The organism is Nostoc sp., assembly GCF_036917615.1.
In the GTDB taxonomy this organism is placed as follows: Bacteria; Cyanobacteriota; Cyanobacteriia; order Cyanobacteriales; family Nostocaceae; genus Nostoc.
In genome coordinates this window covers 45,648-64,421 of record NZ_JBALCZ010000079.1, presented here as the reverse complement: position 1 = coordinate 64,421, position 18,774 = coordinate 45,648, and the positions used below count along the sequence as shown (strand labels likewise).

At 44.9% G+C, this 18,774-nt stretch carries 17 protein-coding genes, 1 tRNA gene and 2 pseudogenes; 10 read left to right on the top strand and 10 right to left on the bottom strand.

The features are described from left to right. Positions 1-421 precede the first annotated feature (421 nt). Positions 422-961 carry a DUF3172 domain-containing protein gene (locus tag V7K85_RS29040; RefSeq protein ID WP_334819003.1) on the top strand — a complete coding sequence of 180 codons (540 nt, stop codon included), beginning with the start codon at positions 422-424 and terminating at the stop codon, positions 959-961. Positions 962-1,013: 52 nt separating this feature from the next. On the opposite strand, the gene V7K85_RS29035 is transcribed toward V7K85_RS29040, so the two are convergent. The 8 genes from V7K85_RS29035 to V7K85_RS29000 form a co-directional block, all read right to left on the bottom strand. After that, positions 1,014-1,856 carry an AMIN domain-containing protein gene (locus tag V7K85_RS29035; RefSeq protein WP_334819002.1) on the bottom strand — a complete coding sequence of 281 codons (843 nt, stop codon included), beginning with the start codon at positions 1,854-1,856 and terminating at the stop codon, positions 1,014-1,016. An 87-nt stretch (positions 1,857-1,943) separates the two neighbouring features. Further along, positions 1,944-2,444 (bottom strand): hypothetical protein, encoded by a 501-nt coding sequence (locus tag V7K85_RS29030; RefSeq protein ID WP_334819001.1) that lies wholly within the window; start codon positions 2,442-2,444, stop codon positions 1,944-1,946. A 4-nt stretch (positions 2,445-2,448) separates the two neighbouring features. Beyond that, entirely contained in the window at positions 2,449-4,659 is a 2,211-nt protein-coding gene (locus V7K85_RS29025; RefSeq protein ID WP_334818999.1) for a cation:proton antiporter, read from the bottom strand. A 377-nt stretch (positions 4,660-5,036) separates the two neighbouring features. After that, a complete protein-coding gene (locus V7K85_RS29020; protein ID WP_334818997.1) occupies positions 5,037-5,381 on the bottom strand; it encodes a hypothetical protein in 345 nt (114 codons plus the stop codon). A 466-nt stretch (positions 5,382-5,847) separates the two neighbouring features. Then, positions 5,848-6,282, bottom strand: a complete 435-nt coding sequence (locus V7K85_RS29015; RefSeq protein ID WP_334818995.1) for a hypothetical protein — start codon at positions 6,280-6,282, stop codon at positions 5,848-5,850. A 126-nt stretch (positions 6,283-6,408) separates the two neighbouring features. Then, positions 6,409-7,134 (bottom strand): GDSL-type esterase/lipase family protein, encoded by a 726-nt coding sequence (locus V7K85_RS29010; protein WP_334818993.1) that lies wholly within the window; start codon positions 7,132-7,134, stop codon positions 6,409-6,411. A gap of 516 nt (positions 7,135-7,650) precedes the next feature. Further along, the gene (locus V7K85_RS29005) at positions 7,651-8,463 is read right to left on the bottom strand and encodes an IS5 family transposase (RefSeq protein ID WP_334818991.1); all 813 of its coding nucleotides are present in this window, start codon (positions 8,461-8,463) and stop codon (positions 7,651-7,653) included. A 121-nt stretch (positions 8,464-8,584) separates the two neighbouring features. Next, complete coding sequence (locus tag V7K85_RS29000) at positions 8,585-9,148, bottom strand: Uma2 family endonuclease (protein ID WP_334818989.1); 564 nt, start codon at positions 9,146-9,148, stop codon at positions 8,585-8,587. Positions 9,149-9,193: 45 nt separating this feature from the next. On the opposite strand from V7K85_RS29000, the gene V7K85_RS28995 reads away from it, so the two are divergent. From V7K85_RS28995 to V7K85_RS28960, 8 genes and pseudogenes are all read left to right on the top strand, one after another. After that, positions 9,194-9,448 (top strand): ATP-binding protein, encoded by a 255-nt coding sequence (locus tag V7K85_RS28995; RefSeq protein ID WP_334818987.1) that lies wholly within the window; start codon positions 9,194-9,196, stop codon positions 9,446-9,448. 627 nt (positions 9,449-10,075) lie between these two features. Further along, the gene (locus V7K85_RS28990) at positions 10,076-10,639 is read left to right on the top strand and encodes a TetR/AcrR family transcriptional regulator (RefSeq protein WP_334818985.1); all 564 of its coding nucleotides are present in this window, start codon (positions 10,076-10,078) and stop codon (positions 10,637-10,639) included. 314 nt (positions 10,640-10,953) lie between these two features. Beyond that, positions 10,954-12,090: a cytochrome P450 gene (locus tag V7K85_RS28985; RefSeq protein WP_334818983.1), complete on the top strand. Its 1,137-nt coding sequence runs from the start codon at positions 10,954-10,956 to the stop codon at positions 12,088-12,090. 356 nt (positions 12,091-12,446) lie between these two features. After that, complete coding sequence (locus V7K85_RS28980; RefSeq protein ID WP_334818981.1) at positions 12,447-14,108, top strand: alpha-keto acid decarboxylase family protein; 1,662 nt, start codon at positions 12,447-12,449, stop codon at positions 14,106-14,108. 290 nt (positions 14,109-14,398) lie between these two features. Then, a complete protein-coding gene (locus V7K85_RS28975; RefSeq protein WP_334818979.1) occupies positions 14,399-15,415 on the top strand; it encodes an alpha/beta hydrolase in 1,017 nt (338 codons plus the stop codon). Between the two features lie 421 nt (positions 15,416-15,836). Continuing rightward, positions 15,837-15,974 (top strand): hypothetical protein, encoded by a 138-nt coding sequence (locus V7K85_RS28970; RefSeq protein ID WP_334818977.1) that lies wholly within the window; start codon positions 15,837-15,839, stop codon positions 15,972-15,974. A 132-nt stretch (positions 15,975-16,106) separates the two neighbouring features. Next, a pseudogene (locus V7K85_RS28965) lies at positions 16,107-16,916 on the top strand (IS5 family transposase). 78 nt (positions 16,917-16,994) lie between these two features. Further along, positions 16,995-17,411 (top strand): hypothetical protein, encoded by a 417-nt coding sequence (locus tag V7K85_RS28960; RefSeq protein WP_334818975.1) that lies wholly within the window; start codon positions 16,995-16,997, stop codon positions 17,409-17,411. Positions 17,412-17,493: 82 nt separating this feature from the next. On the opposite strand, the gene V7K85_RS28955 is transcribed toward V7K85_RS28960, so the two are convergent. Next, positions 17,494-17,718: a type I restriction enzyme endonuclease domain-containing protein gene (locus V7K85_RS28955; protein ID WP_334818973.1), complete on the bottom strand. Its 225-nt coding sequence runs from the start codon at positions 17,716-17,718 to the stop codon at positions 17,494-17,496. On the opposite strand from V7K85_RS28955, the pseudogene V7K85_RS36700 reads away from it, so the two are divergent. Next, positions 17,712-18,150, top strand: a pseudogene (locus V7K85_RS36700) (IS1634 family transposase); the annotation flags it as partial. The gene V7K85_RS28955 and the pseudogene V7K85_RS36700 overlap by 7 nt on opposite strands. Before the next feature lie 536 nt (positions 18,151-18,686). Here the strand turns inward: V7K85_RS36700 and V7K85_RS28940 are convergent. After that, positions 18,687-18,759 (bottom strand) — tRNA-Ala (locus tag V7K85_RS28940). Positions 18,760-18,774: the final 15 nt, after the last annotated feature.

Genomic DNA, 18,774 nt, shown 5'->3' with positions numbered 1-18,774 from the left:
CGCTTACGCTTCGAGTGACGCTCAAACGCGAACAGCGTGTCGTAGATAAGACTCGCTAACGCTCCTTGGCAGCGTTAGTCGCTCATGGGGTAAACCTCCAGACGCTCTCTATCAAACGCGCAAGGGACGCGGACTCGTTGGCGCAGCCCAAGGTGGAGAAGAGGCTGCGCTATGCGCTGCATCGTCTCCCCAACTCTTGGAGACGCTCCTTCGCGTTGGCAGAAGACCGCGCTAACTCACTACCAACCTTTAATTATTTACGCCCACTAAGTTATTCACATAAGTTTCTATTTTTCTCCTTTAATCAAGAATATCGTCCAGAAAGTCACAGGCAATTACAGTCAAGAATAGGCATACTGAAAAGAGGGAGAAAACTTTAGACCACTCCCTGCCAAATCGGCGTGAAGGTGATTAAGCAACAATGAGACGTAAACCCACTGGTAAATCGGTTACTACTTCTAAACCCTCTATTTTCCAATCCCCTATGTTTAACCTCTTCACCATCGCAATTATGGGAGGGGTGTTGATTTTGGGAATTGGGATTGGCATTGCTTTTAGTTCTACAACCACGTTGGCCCCATCAAATGTGGCTTCCCGTGAATTCATTGATACCAAAGCACCAAACCCTGAAATTTGTGTGCAGTACGGAGCCAGCGCGATGGTGATGGATGCTAGACTGTTCGTCACTCTCAACCCTTTCAATGTTTATGTTGCCCAGCCCAGTATGCGTCCAGGATGTGTGATCCGACAAAATAACTGGGCGCTTTTGGAGCAACGTAAGCTGGTGACATCTGATCAGGTAAATGAGTGCAAAAATCGCCTGAACACCTTTGGCTTTACAGGTAACTTGGACAGTGACAAACCTGATATTAGATGCATATATCAGAATGAAGCTGCTCAAAACTTCTTCACGGCTCAACCAGGAGCAGTTGGAACACCTCAGGAAACTGACAGATTTTAGATTTGGGAATGGGCCAAACAGGACATTGGGGAAAACTCTTCTTCCCTAATCCCTATCTAGTTTTTGGAAGGGGTTGACCAAACTCGATCACTTGGGGATTGGGAACATTGGGAACTGTTGGAATTGGAAATTCCGACATCCCAAGAGGAGGAACGCTATTCAAGTTACCAGGTTGATTTGGGAAAGAAGGAGGGGGAAAAATCAAAGCAGGTTGTTGAGAGGATGTATTAGGAGTTAGGGGAGGTACAGTGACAAAAGGCTGCCCTGAGTTAGTAGTAATTGTTGAGGGCAGTTCATTGGATGGAGGCGGAACTGTGAGTAAGGGTGGTTGTGAATTAGTAGTAGTTACGGGTACGTTACTAGGCGGCTGTGAGTACTTATACGGTGTTTGAGGTTGTTTCTTGGGTGAAGGTGGGGAATTTCCTGGTTTCACGGCAGTAGTTTTACCAGAAATAACCGGACGTAATACCCAGCGAGTGGAGTTTTTTCGGGAAACGGGTTGCAGTTGTACCTGTTTGGGATTTAAAACAGTCCCTGGTGCTAAATCTAGGACAATGCGTGTGTCGTGATCATTGAGTTGAGAAACGCGAATGCTTTTGATTGCTCCAGAATAATTTTGTTGCGTGCTAACTTTGCCCAACTTAGTATTCGGTAAATCTACAACAAGACGAGAGGGCTGGGCTAGGTAGAAATAACGGGGGGTTGTGCCTGCTGAGAGGGTGATTTCGAGTTGCTGTTTCTTTGGGGAAAAACGCCAGTTATCTAGCTTTGCCACTGGTGTAGCAGCAGTAGTGCAAGTTTCGAGGGCGATCGCTGCACAAAAGCCGAATAGACTGATGCTAAATAGCTGTTTACGCCATTGGCAAAATTGCCTAGTCTTTAGTCCCTGATCCATTCTTTTTATCTGCTCCATAAAACCCATACAATGCGCTCACATTGCTGTTTATTTCGCGCTTTAAATCCCCACTCCCCACTCCCCAATTCATAACTTCCGAGATTTTTCCTCAGCTTTTTGGGGCACCGCGGTAAATCTCAGAGTTTGGGGAATGCCATTTACGGTTAATTCACCTGTGATATTACCTTTATCCACAAGTTGCATTTGAATTGTGACTAAATTCAAGGGATCATTTTGGGGGCGAGGAATATTACAAAGGATTGATCTACCAACTTTCCCAGATAAATTTAACTGTTGATTTCTGAAGATGCCTGCCAGAGAGTGCTTTTCGTCAGTATCGGTGTTAGCGTTTGCCGGTAATACAGAGGCATTTAAGTAAATACCCGACTGCTGAATGTTTAACGTCAGAGTATCCGATTTTTCACAGTTCGGCAAATTCTCAGCCAGGGTTAGACGATAGCGGCCGTTAACTGGAGGAGGAGCCTTGAGATTGTTTTCCCCATAAACACTTACAGTTTTAAACAACAGTAGTACTGAAATTATTGCTACTCCGTAAAAAACCAAAGATTTGAACTTAAAATGATTCATAATTTCAACTCCTCAATGTTGGCTCTTGACTACTAACCTCAGGAAGCATAGAGGCAAGGTGAGCGGTAACTTGACTGTAGCGGCGGGTAATCAGCAGGGAGGAACGACATTGGATAGCTAGTTGATCTGTATATCTTCCCAAGGTTTGACGCTCGATACCCCAAGCGCGGCTAGTGCCAGCAATAGTTAGGTCAACACCTTCTGAGGCTTGAATTACGGCTTGGATTGGTTCTGCGGCTTCGATAATTTTGATTTCAATGCGATCGCGTACACTGGTGGGCAATTGCTCCATCATCGTGTGCAGTTCATAACTCAATTCTTCTTTAGTATTATTTGCTACTATCTGCAATATCTGCAACATACAAGTCTCACGATTGATTAGTAATCTCAGAGCTAGTATTAGTGCTAAATCATCATGGATATTGGCAGAATAAGGTACCAATAAACTTTCTAATCGCTCTTTGCCTTTATCTATAAACACTGCTACATCCACTGGTGCAGTCGTAAGCATTTGTCCGACTCGTCCACCTAAACGATTACTACTAAAAGCTGGTCGATGCCAGCCTACAACAATTAAATCAACTTGTTCTAATGTGGCAATCTGTGCTGTTTCGCGGGCAACATTGCTGGATATGCGAACGATAGGATGCACACAAGAACGAGTTTCTGGCGGTTCGAGAGTATTAATCAATTCTTCTAGTTGGTGGCGGCGCTGGGCGATTAATCGGTCTGCTTCAACTGGGGTACTTTCAAAGGCATAGTCTTCTTGAAATTCAATCAGGCTGAGGGGGTTAACAACAGCAGGATATCGGTAATTGAGAGCGATACCTACGGTGGGCTGTGCTAACGCTACTGCCAACTGTACTAAACCTTTTTGCGTACTTGGATTAGCCACTGGCACCAAAATTCGGTAAGGACGAGGGGAAGTTTCACTGACAGCATAGGTGTCTATACCTGTTTCTGCTTCCAACTCTGGCTTCATGACATCTAACCTGATCAGCTTTTTCGGATATGTCCATTCCAGCAGTGGCGATGTCATAAATGTAGTTACCAATGCCATAATTACCAGCATGGTAAATATTAAGGGGGAAATTACCCCTAACTCTAGACCAATGTTTAGCACTATCAGTTCGGTCAAGCCGCGAGTATTCATTAACCAACCGAGTGCCGAGGCTTCCCGTTTACTAATGCCACTTACACGGGCCGCTACATAAGTGCCAACATATTTGCCTGAGATCGCCACTCCTAGAACCAACGCACACAAAAGCCACAATTCTAGACGGTTGAGCAAGCCAATCTGCGTCTTTAAACCACTGTAGGCAAAAAATATTGGCAGCAAAAATATCAATACAAAATCTTCGGTTTTTACTGCCAATTCCCGCACTAAATCTTCATTTTTGGGCATGGCTGCTCCCAGTAAGAATGCCCCAAAAATTAAGTGAATACCAATTAGTTCAGTGATCAATGCCGACGCAACTACGCCCATATAAATCCCAGCTAGCAGCAATTGGCTGAGGCGTCCCACACGGAGGTAATGTTTGGCAAGGCGTTTGAGGAACCAACGTCCCGCCGTCAACATCAAGCCGATGTAGACTATGCTGGCGATAATTGTCGGTATCGCACCAGCAAAGTTGCCAGTTCTAGCTACAGCGATCGCTACTGCCAAGAGACACCAAGCTGTTACATCATCCACTGCGGCACAAGTTAACGCCAACGTTCCTAAACGCGTTCCTTGTAGATTCTTTTCAGTAATGATTCGCGCCAACACTGGAAAGGCAGTAATCGACATCGCCGCCCCTAAAAACAAGGTGAAGGCGGTGAAAGATACACTTGCGTTGGAAACTAGGGGATAAAGGATCACCGCTAGCAATGTTCCTAAGGAAAATGGTACTAAAATGCTTACATGAGAAGTTAAAACAGCTACTTCTAATTGTCCGCTGAGGTATTTTGGATTTAGTTCCAGCCCAATCAGAAACATGAAAAATATTAGTCCCACCTGAGACAAAACATTTAGAAAAGGAATAGTTTCTGGTGGAAACAAGGTAACTGCTAGATCGGGAGCAACTAAACCAAATAAAGATGGACCGAGCATAATCCCGGCGACAATCTCACCAATTACCAGCGGTTGCTTAATGGAACGGAATCCTAGCCCTACTAGCCGTGAAAGTCCAATAACAATCAGCACCTCAACCAGAACAAGAATAACTATGTGCATGGTTTCCTCAAAAGTAACTATCTGGTTTCTCTAAGATGATTCTTTAAAAGGCTGGAAAATGTCAAGCTTGTTAGATACACCCCAATACAATTCAGTTAAGTATTTATTTCTCTTTGTGTCCTACCCTGCGGGAAGCCACTTCATGTCTATGCGTTCTTCTGGTGCGTCCGCTACCTGAATGCAGGTCGTTCAAACAATTGACTTTGACAAAGAGTTTTAGCCTTAACCATTGCGTATTATACACGCAAGGGTAATTTGTGCTTCGTTGTCATGTCAATTTTTGTGACGATGCAGTTGCAGCAGTGAAACATAAATTCTAATGATTTTAGTAGCTCAATCTAGAAGAACTTCCGAATTACTGATATCCAGAAAATTAGCTAATAGGTAGTCAGTTTGTAGTGGCGTTTAAGCGCCACCACAAAGAAATTAGCAGTTATATCCAGAGTCAAAGCAGAAAATTTTACCCAATTGCTAAGTAATGATGGGTTGGGTATCTTGTCTCCTAAAGAAGTAATCATAGGAAGCTTAGGAAACAACCATTGCTGAAAATGCGGTGCAATCAATCCCAAAAGCGATGGCCCCAGCATTACACCTGCGATCATTTCGCAAACAACATCGGTTTGACCAAGATAGCGGCTTCCTAAAATCGTGACAATGCGACAAGTGGCTAAAATAACTGTAAGTTGCAGAAATAGCTGAATAACTAGATCAAAATTTGACATTGCATTTCCTTAATTTGCGTCTCTGCATTGAAGAATCTCTCCAAACTCCAAAGCTTGTTCTGTTTTTCTCATAGATGACTACTACATCAGCACAAGTGCCAATTTTGTCAACATAAGATAGCTGTTTTTAATTTGATGAGATACAGCAGGCAGTGCATTACTTTGGTTTTCAAAGTAATGCACTGCCATGTTGTTCTTAGAAACGCACACAACTGTACGTCAATACAACATATTGCATCTATACTTAAACCGCCAGATATGAGTTAATTTTTAGAAGCCAATGTATTGGCATAAGATGATCCTCCCTAATACTCCTTAAAAAGGAGGGAATTAATAAACCCCCCAATTTATTGGGGGGTTGGGGGGATCTTCCGGGGCAAAATATTACTAAGACCAAGCCTATTGCACCATAGACCCTTTGCCCTTTTATGCGGTCTTAATGATAAGTCTTTAAGTGGACACGATATTACAACCACTCTCCACCCCGGAAACGCCAACGGAGGAAGATAATTCGCATCAGGCTTTGTGAACTAAGAAAAACTGCTAGCCACACGATGCTATAGTGCAATAAAAAAACTGCTAACGAGAGTTCTTCTTTAGGTAAAGGTATTGGTAAAAAGCCAAACAGTTTTACTCCACAGAACACAAATACTAATTCCCAGATACCAGCTAAGAGTTGATAAGCTGCGGGCCAATCCCTGTCCCAGCGGGATTTTTGAAGATAGTTATAAAGCACATCCCAACCTAAGCCAAAGACGGCGACATAACCAAGTATCCAAAAATAAACCGAGTTAGCACTAGAACCAATCAAACCAATTGCAAAGGGCAAAGACACAAGTACGCCCACCGTTGCAAGTAAGAATAATCGAGTTTGCCAACGACCAAATAAGGTTGGTGTCATAGGAGTACTGAATAAAAAATAGGTAAAAGATAGATTTAAAAATTCAGCACTATTGTAGTGCTTTTTGCAAGGATGGGAGATACGAGAATATTAGGTTAGCTCGAAAGCATCAACATATTTATTTGATTACGATGGCTTAAGGTGGTAATCAAATTTAGAATGGTAAGTTGCAATCGCATCCCAATTGATCACATCTTCTAACAAAGCTTGATAACCTAATGTATTGGGATGAAGACCATCTTCACTCAAGCGTTTAAGCCGCCAACTTTCAGCGCGTTCCATCCATTGCTCAAAAATGTCCAAATAGGGAATCTGCCGTTTCGTGCAAGCAATTCGAGTTGCTTCTTTGTAGCGGTACTGGTCGCCATGATTATAGTAAAAACAATCTAAGAATGGCATCTTGGCTTCATCCACTGGCACCATGCCCACAAATAATACAGGACATAGTTGCTGTGCTAAATCTAACAGAGAAGCAATTTCCTTTTCAAATAAGGTAAAATCTGTGTAACTTCGGCCATTGGGACGCGCCAACCGGGCTGAATCATTCACGCCTACGGATAAAATAATCAAGTCGGGAACACGATTTCGCAGTTCACCCCGGTGGCGAAATTCAACTTCTAGCCTTTGTGCTACTTGTTGCGTGCGATCGCCTCTTACCCCTAAATTATAAAGAACATGACCGGCACTATCCGGCAACATCCACCATCGCCGTAGTTGCTCTATCCAGCCTCCTTTTTCTGGGTCGCCGAATCCATAAATTAAGCTGTCCCCCAGTGCGACAATCTTCATTGGCTGAAAGTGATTTGGTGGTATAGACACCTGCATTGAGGAAGAAGCTAGAAATGTGTGCATTTAACAACTATATTTTATATCTTTACAAGATTCTATACATTTCTATACCATAGATGACTATCTTTAGTGTGCAAGCATCTATGGGGTTTCTACTTGTTGATATGGTTGCAAGATGTTAATATAGCGCTTCTCGGTTGAGTTCAATACAGACTTAACCCCCAGCCCCTTCCCTACAAGGGAAGGGGGGTAAGATTCAAAGCCTCTCTCCTTTTAGGAGAGAGGTTTGGAGAGAGGTCAAAGTGTATTGCATACAAACGAGAAACTATTGCCGCAGTTGAGCCTTTGAGGTCGAATGTTGAGCCTTTGAGGGTGAATGTTGAGCCTTTGAGGGTGAATGTTGAGCCTCTGAGGGTGAAACTTGCGGTTTAAAAGCTCAAGTTTGGGATTTGGTACTGAAAATGGCTATGCGATGTCTACGACGGGCTATGCCTACGCACCATGTTTCATTTTATTTTAGGTATGAGTGAGTGATGTCTCTTAGAGGATGTCTGAGAAGTTTCTGATAGGTGATTTGGATCACGCAAGTTGCTTGAGCATTAAACGAATCATGGCAATATAAATGAATGTTTCTGTCGTCTCAGGTAAGATTTCATAATCTTTACTTAATCGTCGGCACCAATTAAACCAACCAAAAGTTCTCTCAACAAGCCAACGTTTAGGTAAAACTACAAAACCTTTTTGTTCCTCATGGCGTGTCACAACACTCCAGAGCCAGCGATAAACATCAATGACCCAGTGCGTAAAATCCTTTCCACGATATCCCCCATCAACCCAAATTTTAATCAACCGATTCATGCGATGCCTACGGCGGGCTGCGCCTACGCGTACTTGATTAAGTTTAAATAAAACTTGTTTCGCGCCAGCTTGTTCACTTACATTTGCAGCAGTGATTACGACAACTATAAGCAAGCCCAAGGTATCAATAAGTATGTGCCGCTTACGTCCCTTGATCTTTTTCCCTGAGTCATAGCCGACTTCCTTGGACACCATTGTTGCCGTTTCGACCGATTGACTGTCCATAATTACTTCAGACGGTGATGCTTCTCGGTTTTGGCTAACACGTACCCATAAACGTAAGCGTTCATGAATTTGTTGCCATGTGCCGTCTTTGCGCCACTGCCGGAAATAATGGTAAACGGTTTTCCAGTTTGGGAAATCGTGGGGGAGCATACGCCACGCACAACCTGCACACAAGATGTAAAAGATTGCATTCACTACTGCTTCCATGTCAACACTGCGTTTTCTACCGCCTTTTTTCGATGCTGGAATTAGCCCTGATAGCAGTTTCCACTGCTCCGAAGTCAAGTTACTTGGGTACGATGGACTCATGGCTCTCGTAACGCTGTCATACTTAAGTATTTTTTCTAATGACAGGATACCGTTACGTGGGCTTTCTTACTTTTCAGACATCCTCTGAGAACATGACAGAGGGATAAGGGGAGAAATAATTTCATCTGCCAAAGATTTCGTTGACAGTAATATTAACATCAGGGAAGGCTTGAATTGATAAAGTTTGACCGCTAGTGAACTTTTGCATCAGCTGATATCCTGCGGCTGTTGGCTGTTGATAAACTTCGACAATTTGCTCGTTAATATCTACTAACCAAACTTCAATAATGTTTGCTTGTGCATATAAAGGAATTTTCTCTTCCCGGTCATACATCACAGTCGAATCAGATACTTCAATTAGTGAAAAAATATCCTGGGGTTGGGGGTGTGCAGTAGCATAGAAATCATCACGGGGTTTAAGTAATCCCACATCTGGCTGAGGTTCTGAGTTATTGTTCAACGCAACCGGATTTTGAGCAGCAAGTATAACGCGTTTACCCAACAGCTGCACCAACAAATTAACAAGTCGATTTACACAAGCAGCGTGTTTTGTCCCAATAGGCGACATTTCAATAATCTCTCCCCGAATCAATTCCACTCGGTCATCCTCTTTGAGAATCCCCGACTCAACCATTTTGTGATATTGCTCAACTGTGAATTTCCGTCTTAGCAATTGTACAGACATCACCACCTCCACTGTTGCCTTATCTTTTAATTATTCTTCAAAATCATGAATTCACCACCTAGACCACCCATTACCAATCATCTCAGAGGACATTCCACGGAGTTTGAGGAAATCCTTCAAGAAAAAAGCCACAACTTTGTCGGTCGTGAATTTGTCCTCACGGCTATTAACAACTTTCTTCACCGCCATAACCAGGGTTACTTCACCATCATCGGCGTACCCGGTAGCGGTAAAAGTGCCATCCTCGCCAAATATGTAGACAAACAATCCTCAAGTTATTTATTACAATGCCGAACTTGAGGGTAAAAATCGTGCTGACGAATTTCTCAGAAATATCTGCACGCAATTCATTAACTGGAGTAAACTCCAGCTACAAGTGACGGGGAAAAATCTCTCATCCCAGACACTTTAAGCGATTACGCAAAAGCTGAGGCGCTCTCAAAAAGCCTTGTCTGGTAAACAAAAAGAGTCAAACATCCTCCCCAGCCTAAAAGGCTGGGGAGGATGTCAACCAAAATCTTAAACTACCTAGTTGACACTGTACCGTCTGGACGGTATTATTATTTTATAAACCGTCCAGACGGTATACCAATAGTAAATACTTGAATCCAATCTATATCAATCTTGGATTGAGAAAGTTATGTTTACCATTGCAAATCCCTTTTTTCATCAAACTGCTTTGGGTTCCTATAGCAATTCGCTGCTGTCTCAAAATCCGCAGGTTCGACATGCTACGGATTTGTTGGATGAAACTTTACACTGTATGATTTCATCCCACCGATTTTCAAAGAGAGCAAGTTTACCCAATAAATCTAATCCTAGCCTTGCTGCCCCACAGACGAAGCAATGAGAAAAGATATTAACAATCTCGTTGCCAGATAAACTGTGTTAACCGAACAAATTATCTAGTTCCATCATTCAAGCTCTATGATTACTAGCAAAAAAACAAAATCTACGTCTGTCACCTATAATGCATTGCTAGAAGCAGCGGCGCGAGTGATGGTAGCTCATGGTTCAAAAGCATTGACGTTGGAGGCAGTTGCCCGCGAAGCAGGTGTCAGTAAAGGTGGGTTACTTTACCACTTTCCCAACAAAGAAGCCTTGATTGCTGGGATGTTGCAACAGCTAATCGATCAAAAGACAGCATCAGTAAAGCATGAATTAGAGCAAGATGATGCACCGAATACACCAGGACATTGGCTTAGAGCCTATATCCGGTCATTTGAAAATCATAATACTCACTTTAGTCCAATGCAATCCGCTTTACTAGCAGCGGTTGCTGAAAATCCAGAATTACTTAAGCCCTGGCAAGAAAAATTTGCTGATTGGCAACGGCTAATTGAAGCAAGTGGACTCGATCCGGCGATCGCGACTTTGATTCGTCTAGCACTCAATGGTCTATCTTTCACCTACCTCTTTGGTTTAGGAGTCCCGCAGGAATCTTTGCACAAGCAGGTAATTGAAACTCTGCTGAAACTAGCACGAGAGTAATTTTTAATTGAGACGGTCTTAAAAAGGCTTAATTTGGACGCTTTCCTAATTTGATGTCTGCGTCTAGAGATTTTGTCATACCTGTGTTGATACATCTGGATTCAGCGCGACTCCGTAATTCCACGACAGATTTCTCTCTCGTAGATGATATAGCAGTGGACAAAGCCGTTAGGACAAGTTGGCGGTAGATGCTTTCAACAAGCGTACATTGTGAATTGATTTTTGTCCTAAGCTTCCTGTCCGTTGCTATATGTCAGATAGTGCCAGCATCTGACTCAGTTTGACCTGCAATTTTTGACACAAGGAGATTTATCATGACTAGCGATTTACAATTTCTACCGACCGATCCACAATTCCTGCTCAATCCTTATCCCTGGCTGGCTAAAATGCGTCAAGAAGCGCCTGCTTTCTATGACGCAGAGCAACAAGCTTGGATGGTGTTTCGCTATGACGATGTGCAACGAGTATTAAGCGAATGGAAAACCTTTTCATCTAAATCGCCCCAACCCCTCAGCCGAGAAGATTTTACCCAGAGTTTGCCCCAGACCGATCCGCCGAAACATCAGTCACTACGCGCAATCGTACAAAAGGTGTTTACTCCGCATCGAGTCGAAACTATGGAATCTCGGATTACCGAACTGACTCACGAGTTGGTGGAGCAAATGAAGCAACACAAACAGGTCGATTTAATCCAAGCTTTCTCCTCACCTTTGCCGATCATCGTGATTGGAGAAATTCTCGGTGTACCCCTTGATGAGCGGGAAGACTTGAAGCGCTGGTCAGACGGGGTATTAGCTAGCGATCCAACAGCGATAAAAAACATGGCTGACTATTTCCGCCAATTACTGGAAAAGCGGCAATCCCATCCAGGCCAAGACCTGATCAGCGATTTAATTGCGGCTTATGAAGAGGGAGAAAAGTTGACCGGACAGGAAGTTGTGGATTTTTGCATCCTACTGTTGACAGCAGGGAATGAGACTACAACTAACTTAATTACTAATACGATTTGGTGTCTGCATGAGCATCCCGATGAAAACCAACGGTTACGGAATAATTTGTCTCTCTTACCGAGTGCAATTGAAGAAGTCCTGCGTTACTATTCCCCGATTACTTTTTTGAATCGATTCACGCAAGTCGAAACCCAAATTGGAGACCAGACAATTCCTCAAGGGCAACTTGTGCACCCGTGGCTAGCTTCTGCCAATCGAGATGGACTTCACTTTGAAAATGCCGATCGCTTCATCATTGATCGAGAACCGAATAAACATTTTGCCTTTGGTAATGGGATTCATTTCTGTTTGGGCGCACCTTTAACTCGACTAGAGGCCAAGATTGGGCTTAAAGCTTTACTCTCAGAATTTCCTAACCTCCGCGTTGACTCTACTGAGCCTCTCAAACTAATTCCCAACATCAGAGTACATGGACTCGAAAGCTTGAGTGTTTTGTTATAGAAAACGAATCAGCCCTGCTCTGAAAGTGGGGAGATCGTTTCAGTAGACCAACCCCCGATTTGTGCCGTTGGCGTTGAAACGCTAGAAAATTTGATGGTGCATTGGGGGTCACCGAAAAGGCAGAGGGGAAGGGGGCTCTTAGCTGGGGGAGCAAGCCCATCTCCTGAAGCGCAAAGCGATATGCGGAGCACGGGTACGTTCGCGGAGCGTCTCAAAGAGAAGCCCCGCCCATAAGAGAGCGCTTGGACGCTTGGCAAAGTTACAAGCTCTGTCTGGTGTCTTCCCCCTTGCTCCCTCCTCCCCTGCTTCTTTTGACATCGACCACATAACTTTGAAAGAAAAAAAGGAACATCAACATGTCTACACAGTACACAGTAAACTCGTATTTGTTGGATCGTCTCAAGGAATTGGGCCTTGGTCACATCTTCGGCGTGCCGGGAGATTTTGCTTTCCCGTTGCTGGATTGCATTGAGATGACTGAGGATATCTCGTGGGTTGGTACCTGTAATGAACTCAACGCAGCTTACGCTGCCGATGGTTACGCACGCATTCAGGGTATTGGTGCGTTTGTGGTGACTGCTGGAGTCGGAGAATTGAGTGCGGCTTGCGGTGTCGGGGGTGCATACGCCGAACGGATTCCGGTGGTGGCGATTGCTGGTCATCCTGCTACACAGGCATTGAAGAACGGACAGTCTACACACCACAGCCTGCACGGGGATTTTAGTGTCTTTCCCAGGATCTACAAAGAAATCACGGTGGCTCAGGCGCTCCTGACACCAGAGAATGCTTGTCAAGAAATTGATCGCGTCCTTGAGGCATGTTGGTCCGAGAAGCTGCCAGTTTATATTCAGCTGCCCAACGATGTCGGAGATCTGCCCGCAGAAGCGCCCACAGAAAAGCTAGCATTGTCTGAACTGAAGAGCGATCAAACGCAACTCGCGGCCTTGCTTTCGAGCTTGCTGCCATTGCTGAGTGCCGCACAGTGCCCCGCCATGCTAATTGATTCTCCAGTGGGTTCTTATCATTTGACAGAACTGGTTGAGTCCTTCGCCAACAAAAGTGGCATTCCTTTCGCGGCATGCTTTACAGGCAAGTCGGCTTTCCTGGACGAAACCCACCCGCAGTATCTTGGGACGTACCAGGCAGGGATCGAAGGTAGTGCTGTCAATCAACTGATCGAATCAGCCGATCTGCTGCTGCGCCTGGGTATTCAGCACGACGAAACGAATAAAGGATGTGCCGCCTTCGATTTGCAATCGCCTCACGTCGTGGATCTCCAGATCAACAGCGCTGCGATTGCAGGGTCTAACTATCCGAATGTGACCCTGCGTGACCTGCTAATGCAGTTAAGCGAGCAAGTTCCCCACCGCCAGTTCGCTTTTAGTTCCCAACAGGCTCGCACCAACTCTGTGCCCTTTGAGCCACAACACGATACCCCAATCAAGCAAGATCGCTTGTGGCAGCGCTTCGGTCATTTCCTTCAGTCAGATGATGTCCTCGTCGTCGATCTGGGTACGTGTAATGTGGCTACGATGATTCAGATGCCAGCACGCACCAGGGTCGTGACTCAGAGGACGTGGGAGGCGATTGGCTATTCTGTGCCAGCTGTCCTTGGGGCACAACTGGCAGACCAGAGCCGCCGCCACCTGCTTGTGGTTGGAGATGGCGCTTTTCAGATGACTGCACAGGAACTCTCGACCATCTTACGCCAAGGAATAGCCCCCATCATCTTTTTGCTCCATAATAACCACTATGAGGTTGAGAACGCGCTTCAAAAAGGTGGTTTCAGGGAGATGCACTATAACGAACTTCAGTCTTGGAACTATCATCAACTAGGGATGGTCTTCGCACAGATGCAGAAGCTATTGGGTCTGAGGGTTACTACTGAGTCAGAGTTAGAGACGGCCCTCACCGAGGCGGTCCAGGCTCAGACCGAAGGAAGATGTGTGCTGATTGAGGTGATGCTGGCTCCCAAGGATATTCCTTCCCAGATAACCAAGACCTTGAATCTGCTATAGCAGGCACAAAAGTAGAACTTGTAGCCTATACCATACTATAAGCCTTTTTAAGAGGATGGTCGGGGGCGATAGCTTCGCAGCAGCATAGCGGCTGATCGCGTATCCGGCGTATCCCGCAGATGGGACCGAACTGAGTCCCTCATTAGAGATAGGGAGGCGATCGGTGCGAGAACCAGCGAAAGTCAGTGCAGCGGATTGACCGAGATGCTTTCTGCTATCTGGTAATCTCCAACCACTGACTTTCGCTATTAGCGTTTAGATGAATCTAATTGAAACACAGGAGTATGACAATGACGGACACAAGCATGGACAAACCGACAGGGGTCAGGGTCGAGGCGCGGGTCGTGCCCTTCCCGCGCTCAATCAGCGCCGAGGCGCGTGCCGCCCTCGCCAAATTCGTCAAGCCAGACAGCACCCTGCGTCCTCTGCTGTCAAACCCAGCGCCGGACGACAAGGCGGGCTGGGCTACTGTGCGGGCGGAGAATGAGAAGATGATGATGGGGATGATGGCCGATCGCTTTGCCCACCTCACCGCAGGCGTGGAGACGGTCGAGATCGCCGGTGTGACCGTCCATGTCGGCACCCCCGCCACGCTGCCCGCTGATACCAGCAAACGCGCCTATATCGACATCCACGGCGGCGCGCTGGTTTTTGGCAATGGCGTGCCGTGCCGCGCGGGAGCGCAGGTCGCCGCGCAGCGTCATGGTGTCACCGTCTATGCGGTTGACTACCGGATGCCGCCCGAGCACCCCTATCCTGCCGCGCTCGACGACTGTTTAGCGGTGTACCAAGCAGTTCTCGAACACCACGCTGCCGCCGACGTGATCATTGGCGGCGCGTCGGCGGGCGGCAATCTCGCCGCAGCGCTGATGCTGCGTGCGCGAGACAAGGGGCTGCCGCTCCCTGCTGCGGTTGTACTCATAACACCCGAACTCGACCTGACTGAATCGGGTGACAGCTTCGAGGTGAACCGCACTGTAGACGTGGTGCTGCAGGGCAGCCTCGCAGACAGCAATGCGCTCTACGCTGCCGGATGCAACCTCGCCGACCCGTACCTGTCGCCCCTGTTCGGCGATTTCACGCGCGGCTTCCCAGCAACTTTTCTTCAGGCCGGCACGCGCGACCTGTTTCTCTCCAACGCCGTCCGGATGCACCGCGCGCTACGCAAGGCGAACGTGCCAGTGGAATTGCATATCTTCGAGGGCATGCCGCACGGCGGCTTCCAGGGAGCGCCCGAAGATGCCGAGTTAGCGGCCGAGGTAGACCGCTTCGTCGCGGCGCACTGGGGCTGCAAAACGGCATCTTGATGACGCTTTGAGAATGCCGATCGCTTGATGATTGATCGAGAACCGAATAAACATTTTGCCTTTGGGAATAGAATTCATTTCTGTTTGGGCGCACCTTTAACTCGACTAGAGGCCAAGATTGGGCTTAAAGCTTTATTCTCAGAATTTCCTAACCTCCACATTGACTCAACCCAACCTTTGAAACCACTTCCCAACCCCAGAGTACATGGACTCGAAAGCTTGAGTATTTTGTTATACAAAACGAATCAGCCCTGTTGGGAAAGTGGGTAGATCGTTTCAGTAGACCAACTCCGGGTTTGTGCCGTTGGTGTTGAAACGCTAGAAAATTTGATGGTGCATTAGGATCACATCGACCACATAACTGTAAGTAGAACCATAACTTTGCCGCCGCTGGAACCATAACTTTGCCGTTAGGAAAGCTGTGATTATTATTCTACCGTTAGGCGATCGCATTCATATTTTAGGTATTGGAAGCATAACTTTGCCGGAAGCCAAAATTGGAAGCATAAGCTTGCCGCAAGTCACACTCACTATAGAGGGTGGCATCACCAACAAGTAGTTTATACAAGACAATGGTTTCTAACATTTGGTTGTTTAGAGGGTGTTTATAAATAAAAAATAAAGAGCACCATAGTCATTCCCTAAGACAGGTATTTTAGAAGAGACAGTCATAGTATTTGAATTAGGTGCAATGAGTCGAAAAGCTTATTCCACACACGTTTCTGATGTCGAATGGGATTTGATAAAATCAATGATTCCAGCAGAACGTAAGCGAAAGCGTGGAAAAAAGCGTGAAGTAGATATGCGGGAAGTAGTAAATACAATCTTTTACATATTGCGTGCAGGTTGCTCGTGGCGAATGATGCCTCACGATTTACCTGCATGGCAAACTGTATACTCATATTTTCGACGTTGAGAGCGTAAAGGGGTATGGCAAAAAATTCATACCGTATTGCGATCGCAACTGCGTAAAATGGAAGGACCAGAGGTAGAACCATCTGCTGGAATTATAGACTCTCAAACGGTTAAAACAACTGAAAAAGGAGGGATTGATGGTTATGATGCCGGAAAAAAGATTAATGGTCGTAAACGCCATATTCTTGTTGATACGATGGGTTTACTTTTAATCGTTGTTGTACATGCTGCTTCAATTCAAGACCGTGACGGAGCAAAGCTTGTACTAAATAAAATTCGATATTCTTTCCCCAAGTTACATTTAATTTGGGCGGATGGTGGATATGCAGGAAAACTAGTCGATTGGGTCAGATATTTTATTGGTTGTGTAATCGAGATCGTCAAACGCTCTGATGACGCTTCAGGTTTTAAAGTATTGCCTCGACGTTGGGTTGTAGAGCGTACACTTGCATGGCTTGGTCGCTATCGTCGTCTAAGTAAAGATTACGAATATCATCCTCAAACAAGCGAAACCATGATATACGCCGCGATGACGCATCTAATGTTACGTCGATTAGCCCACAATCATCGTTGCTCAACTGCTTAAGATTTATTTTATAAACACCCTCTTAGAGGTCAGAAATTTAACAATTCCTTTAACCTCCCAAAATTTACATAAGTAAAAATGAATACATTACTTCTTCAGGCTCAAACTACACTCCTCCATTTATTTTTGTTATGCAGCGAAAGCGAAGTCAAAGAAATTGAACTCATTCCGCCACCAGCAGCCACAATGTCGGAAAAGCGAGGACTTGCATTACACAAAAAGTTCGGCGGTGGTAAAAATTTGACCTTAGCTGAAGCGATCGCAGAAGAAAAACCTCTGACCCTTGAAGATATTAATACAATGGGGGATTTTTTTGAGAGATTCAAACCAGATATGGACGACCCAGGCTGGTACAACCCTGAAAAACCGTCTTTAGCTTGGATTGGCTGGTCTCTCATGGGAGATCAGTGTGGTAAAAATTGGTCAATAGACACCAAAAAAATGGTTGAAGAAGGTTTGAAAGATAAATCTATAAAAATAAAGGCACTGGAATAAATATACAGCAGGAGAAATACTAAAGCTTCCAGTTTTTATAAGTAGCTCTATTTAGCGATCGCAGTTGCGAACACTAGTGCCACTACAGTTTTAATTCATCATTGAGCAGTTTTCGCAGCACTTCCAGCGCCAGGTTCTTTTGCGGAATACCTCGCACTTCTTCTAAGAACTCGTCGCAAAGGATAGAAAGTTCGGGTTTTTCGAGTCCGGCGGTACTGAAGATATCAATTACTTGATCGGAGGCAACTGCACGGGAGACAATTTGACGCATAGCAGTGTCGAGATCGGCTTTGCTCTTTCTTGCCACCTTCGACTTCAAGAGAAATTGAAATTCAAAATATACACCATTTGGGCATAGTAGCAGGGATTATAGACTCTGTAGGCTTGGTAGAAATTATTAATGAATTAATTGGGCAAGAGCCAGGAGAAAAAATCAGTCCAGGACATGTAGTCAAAGCAATGATCTTAAATGGATTGGGTTTTGTCAGCAGTCCGTTAGAGGATGTTTTCAGAGTTTTTTCCAGATAAACCTTGTGAGCATTTAATAGGAAAAGGAGTAAAAGCCAAATATTTAAATGATGATAAATTGGGGAGAGTCATGGATAAATTATTTATGAAAGGTTTAACGAAGATATTTTTAGCTATTAGCAGTCAGGTGATAAAAGAATTCAATATAAGTTTAAAATCTTCTCACTTAGATTCAACTTCATTGCACTTACATAGTGAATATAATACTAGCGGAATGTGGGCTAAAAGCAATACTAATGAGTAGCGAGTCTCCACCACCATCAATGGAAGAGGTGGCTAGGCGTCTCAATTACGACAGAAGGACGATTATACAAGCACTTTCGACATTTGTGTGCTGCTATTTCTGCCAGATACGTAAATTATAGGAAAACTTGCTATCTACAAACAATAGAGGAATGCTGCAAAGAAATACGAGAAATTACGGTTAGGCTTCATAATCAGGACGAATATCCGACTGAGGCTCGTGTTTCAGAACTGATGTCTAGACCAGGTTTATTCCGGTATAAAAAAGTGTGTACAGATCTAAGCCAAATAAGGCAAGAACTTGGTCTTTAGAATTAAGAGGTAGAATCTGAGCAAAATCCATTGTGTTTCTCTACCTATCTTCTGTTTCAACCGAGTCGGAAAGGAAGCAGAAAAACTGGAAGCATAACTTTGTCGAATTAAATTGGAAGCATAAATTTGCCGTTGCGGCAAATTTATGCTTCCACTATCAACCATTAACAGATAAGATTCGGGTGTTAAAAATGGAGCTAAGCGGATTCGAACCGCTGACCCCCTCAATGCCATTGAGGTGCGCTACCAACTGCGCTATAACCCCTTAAAATCCATTATA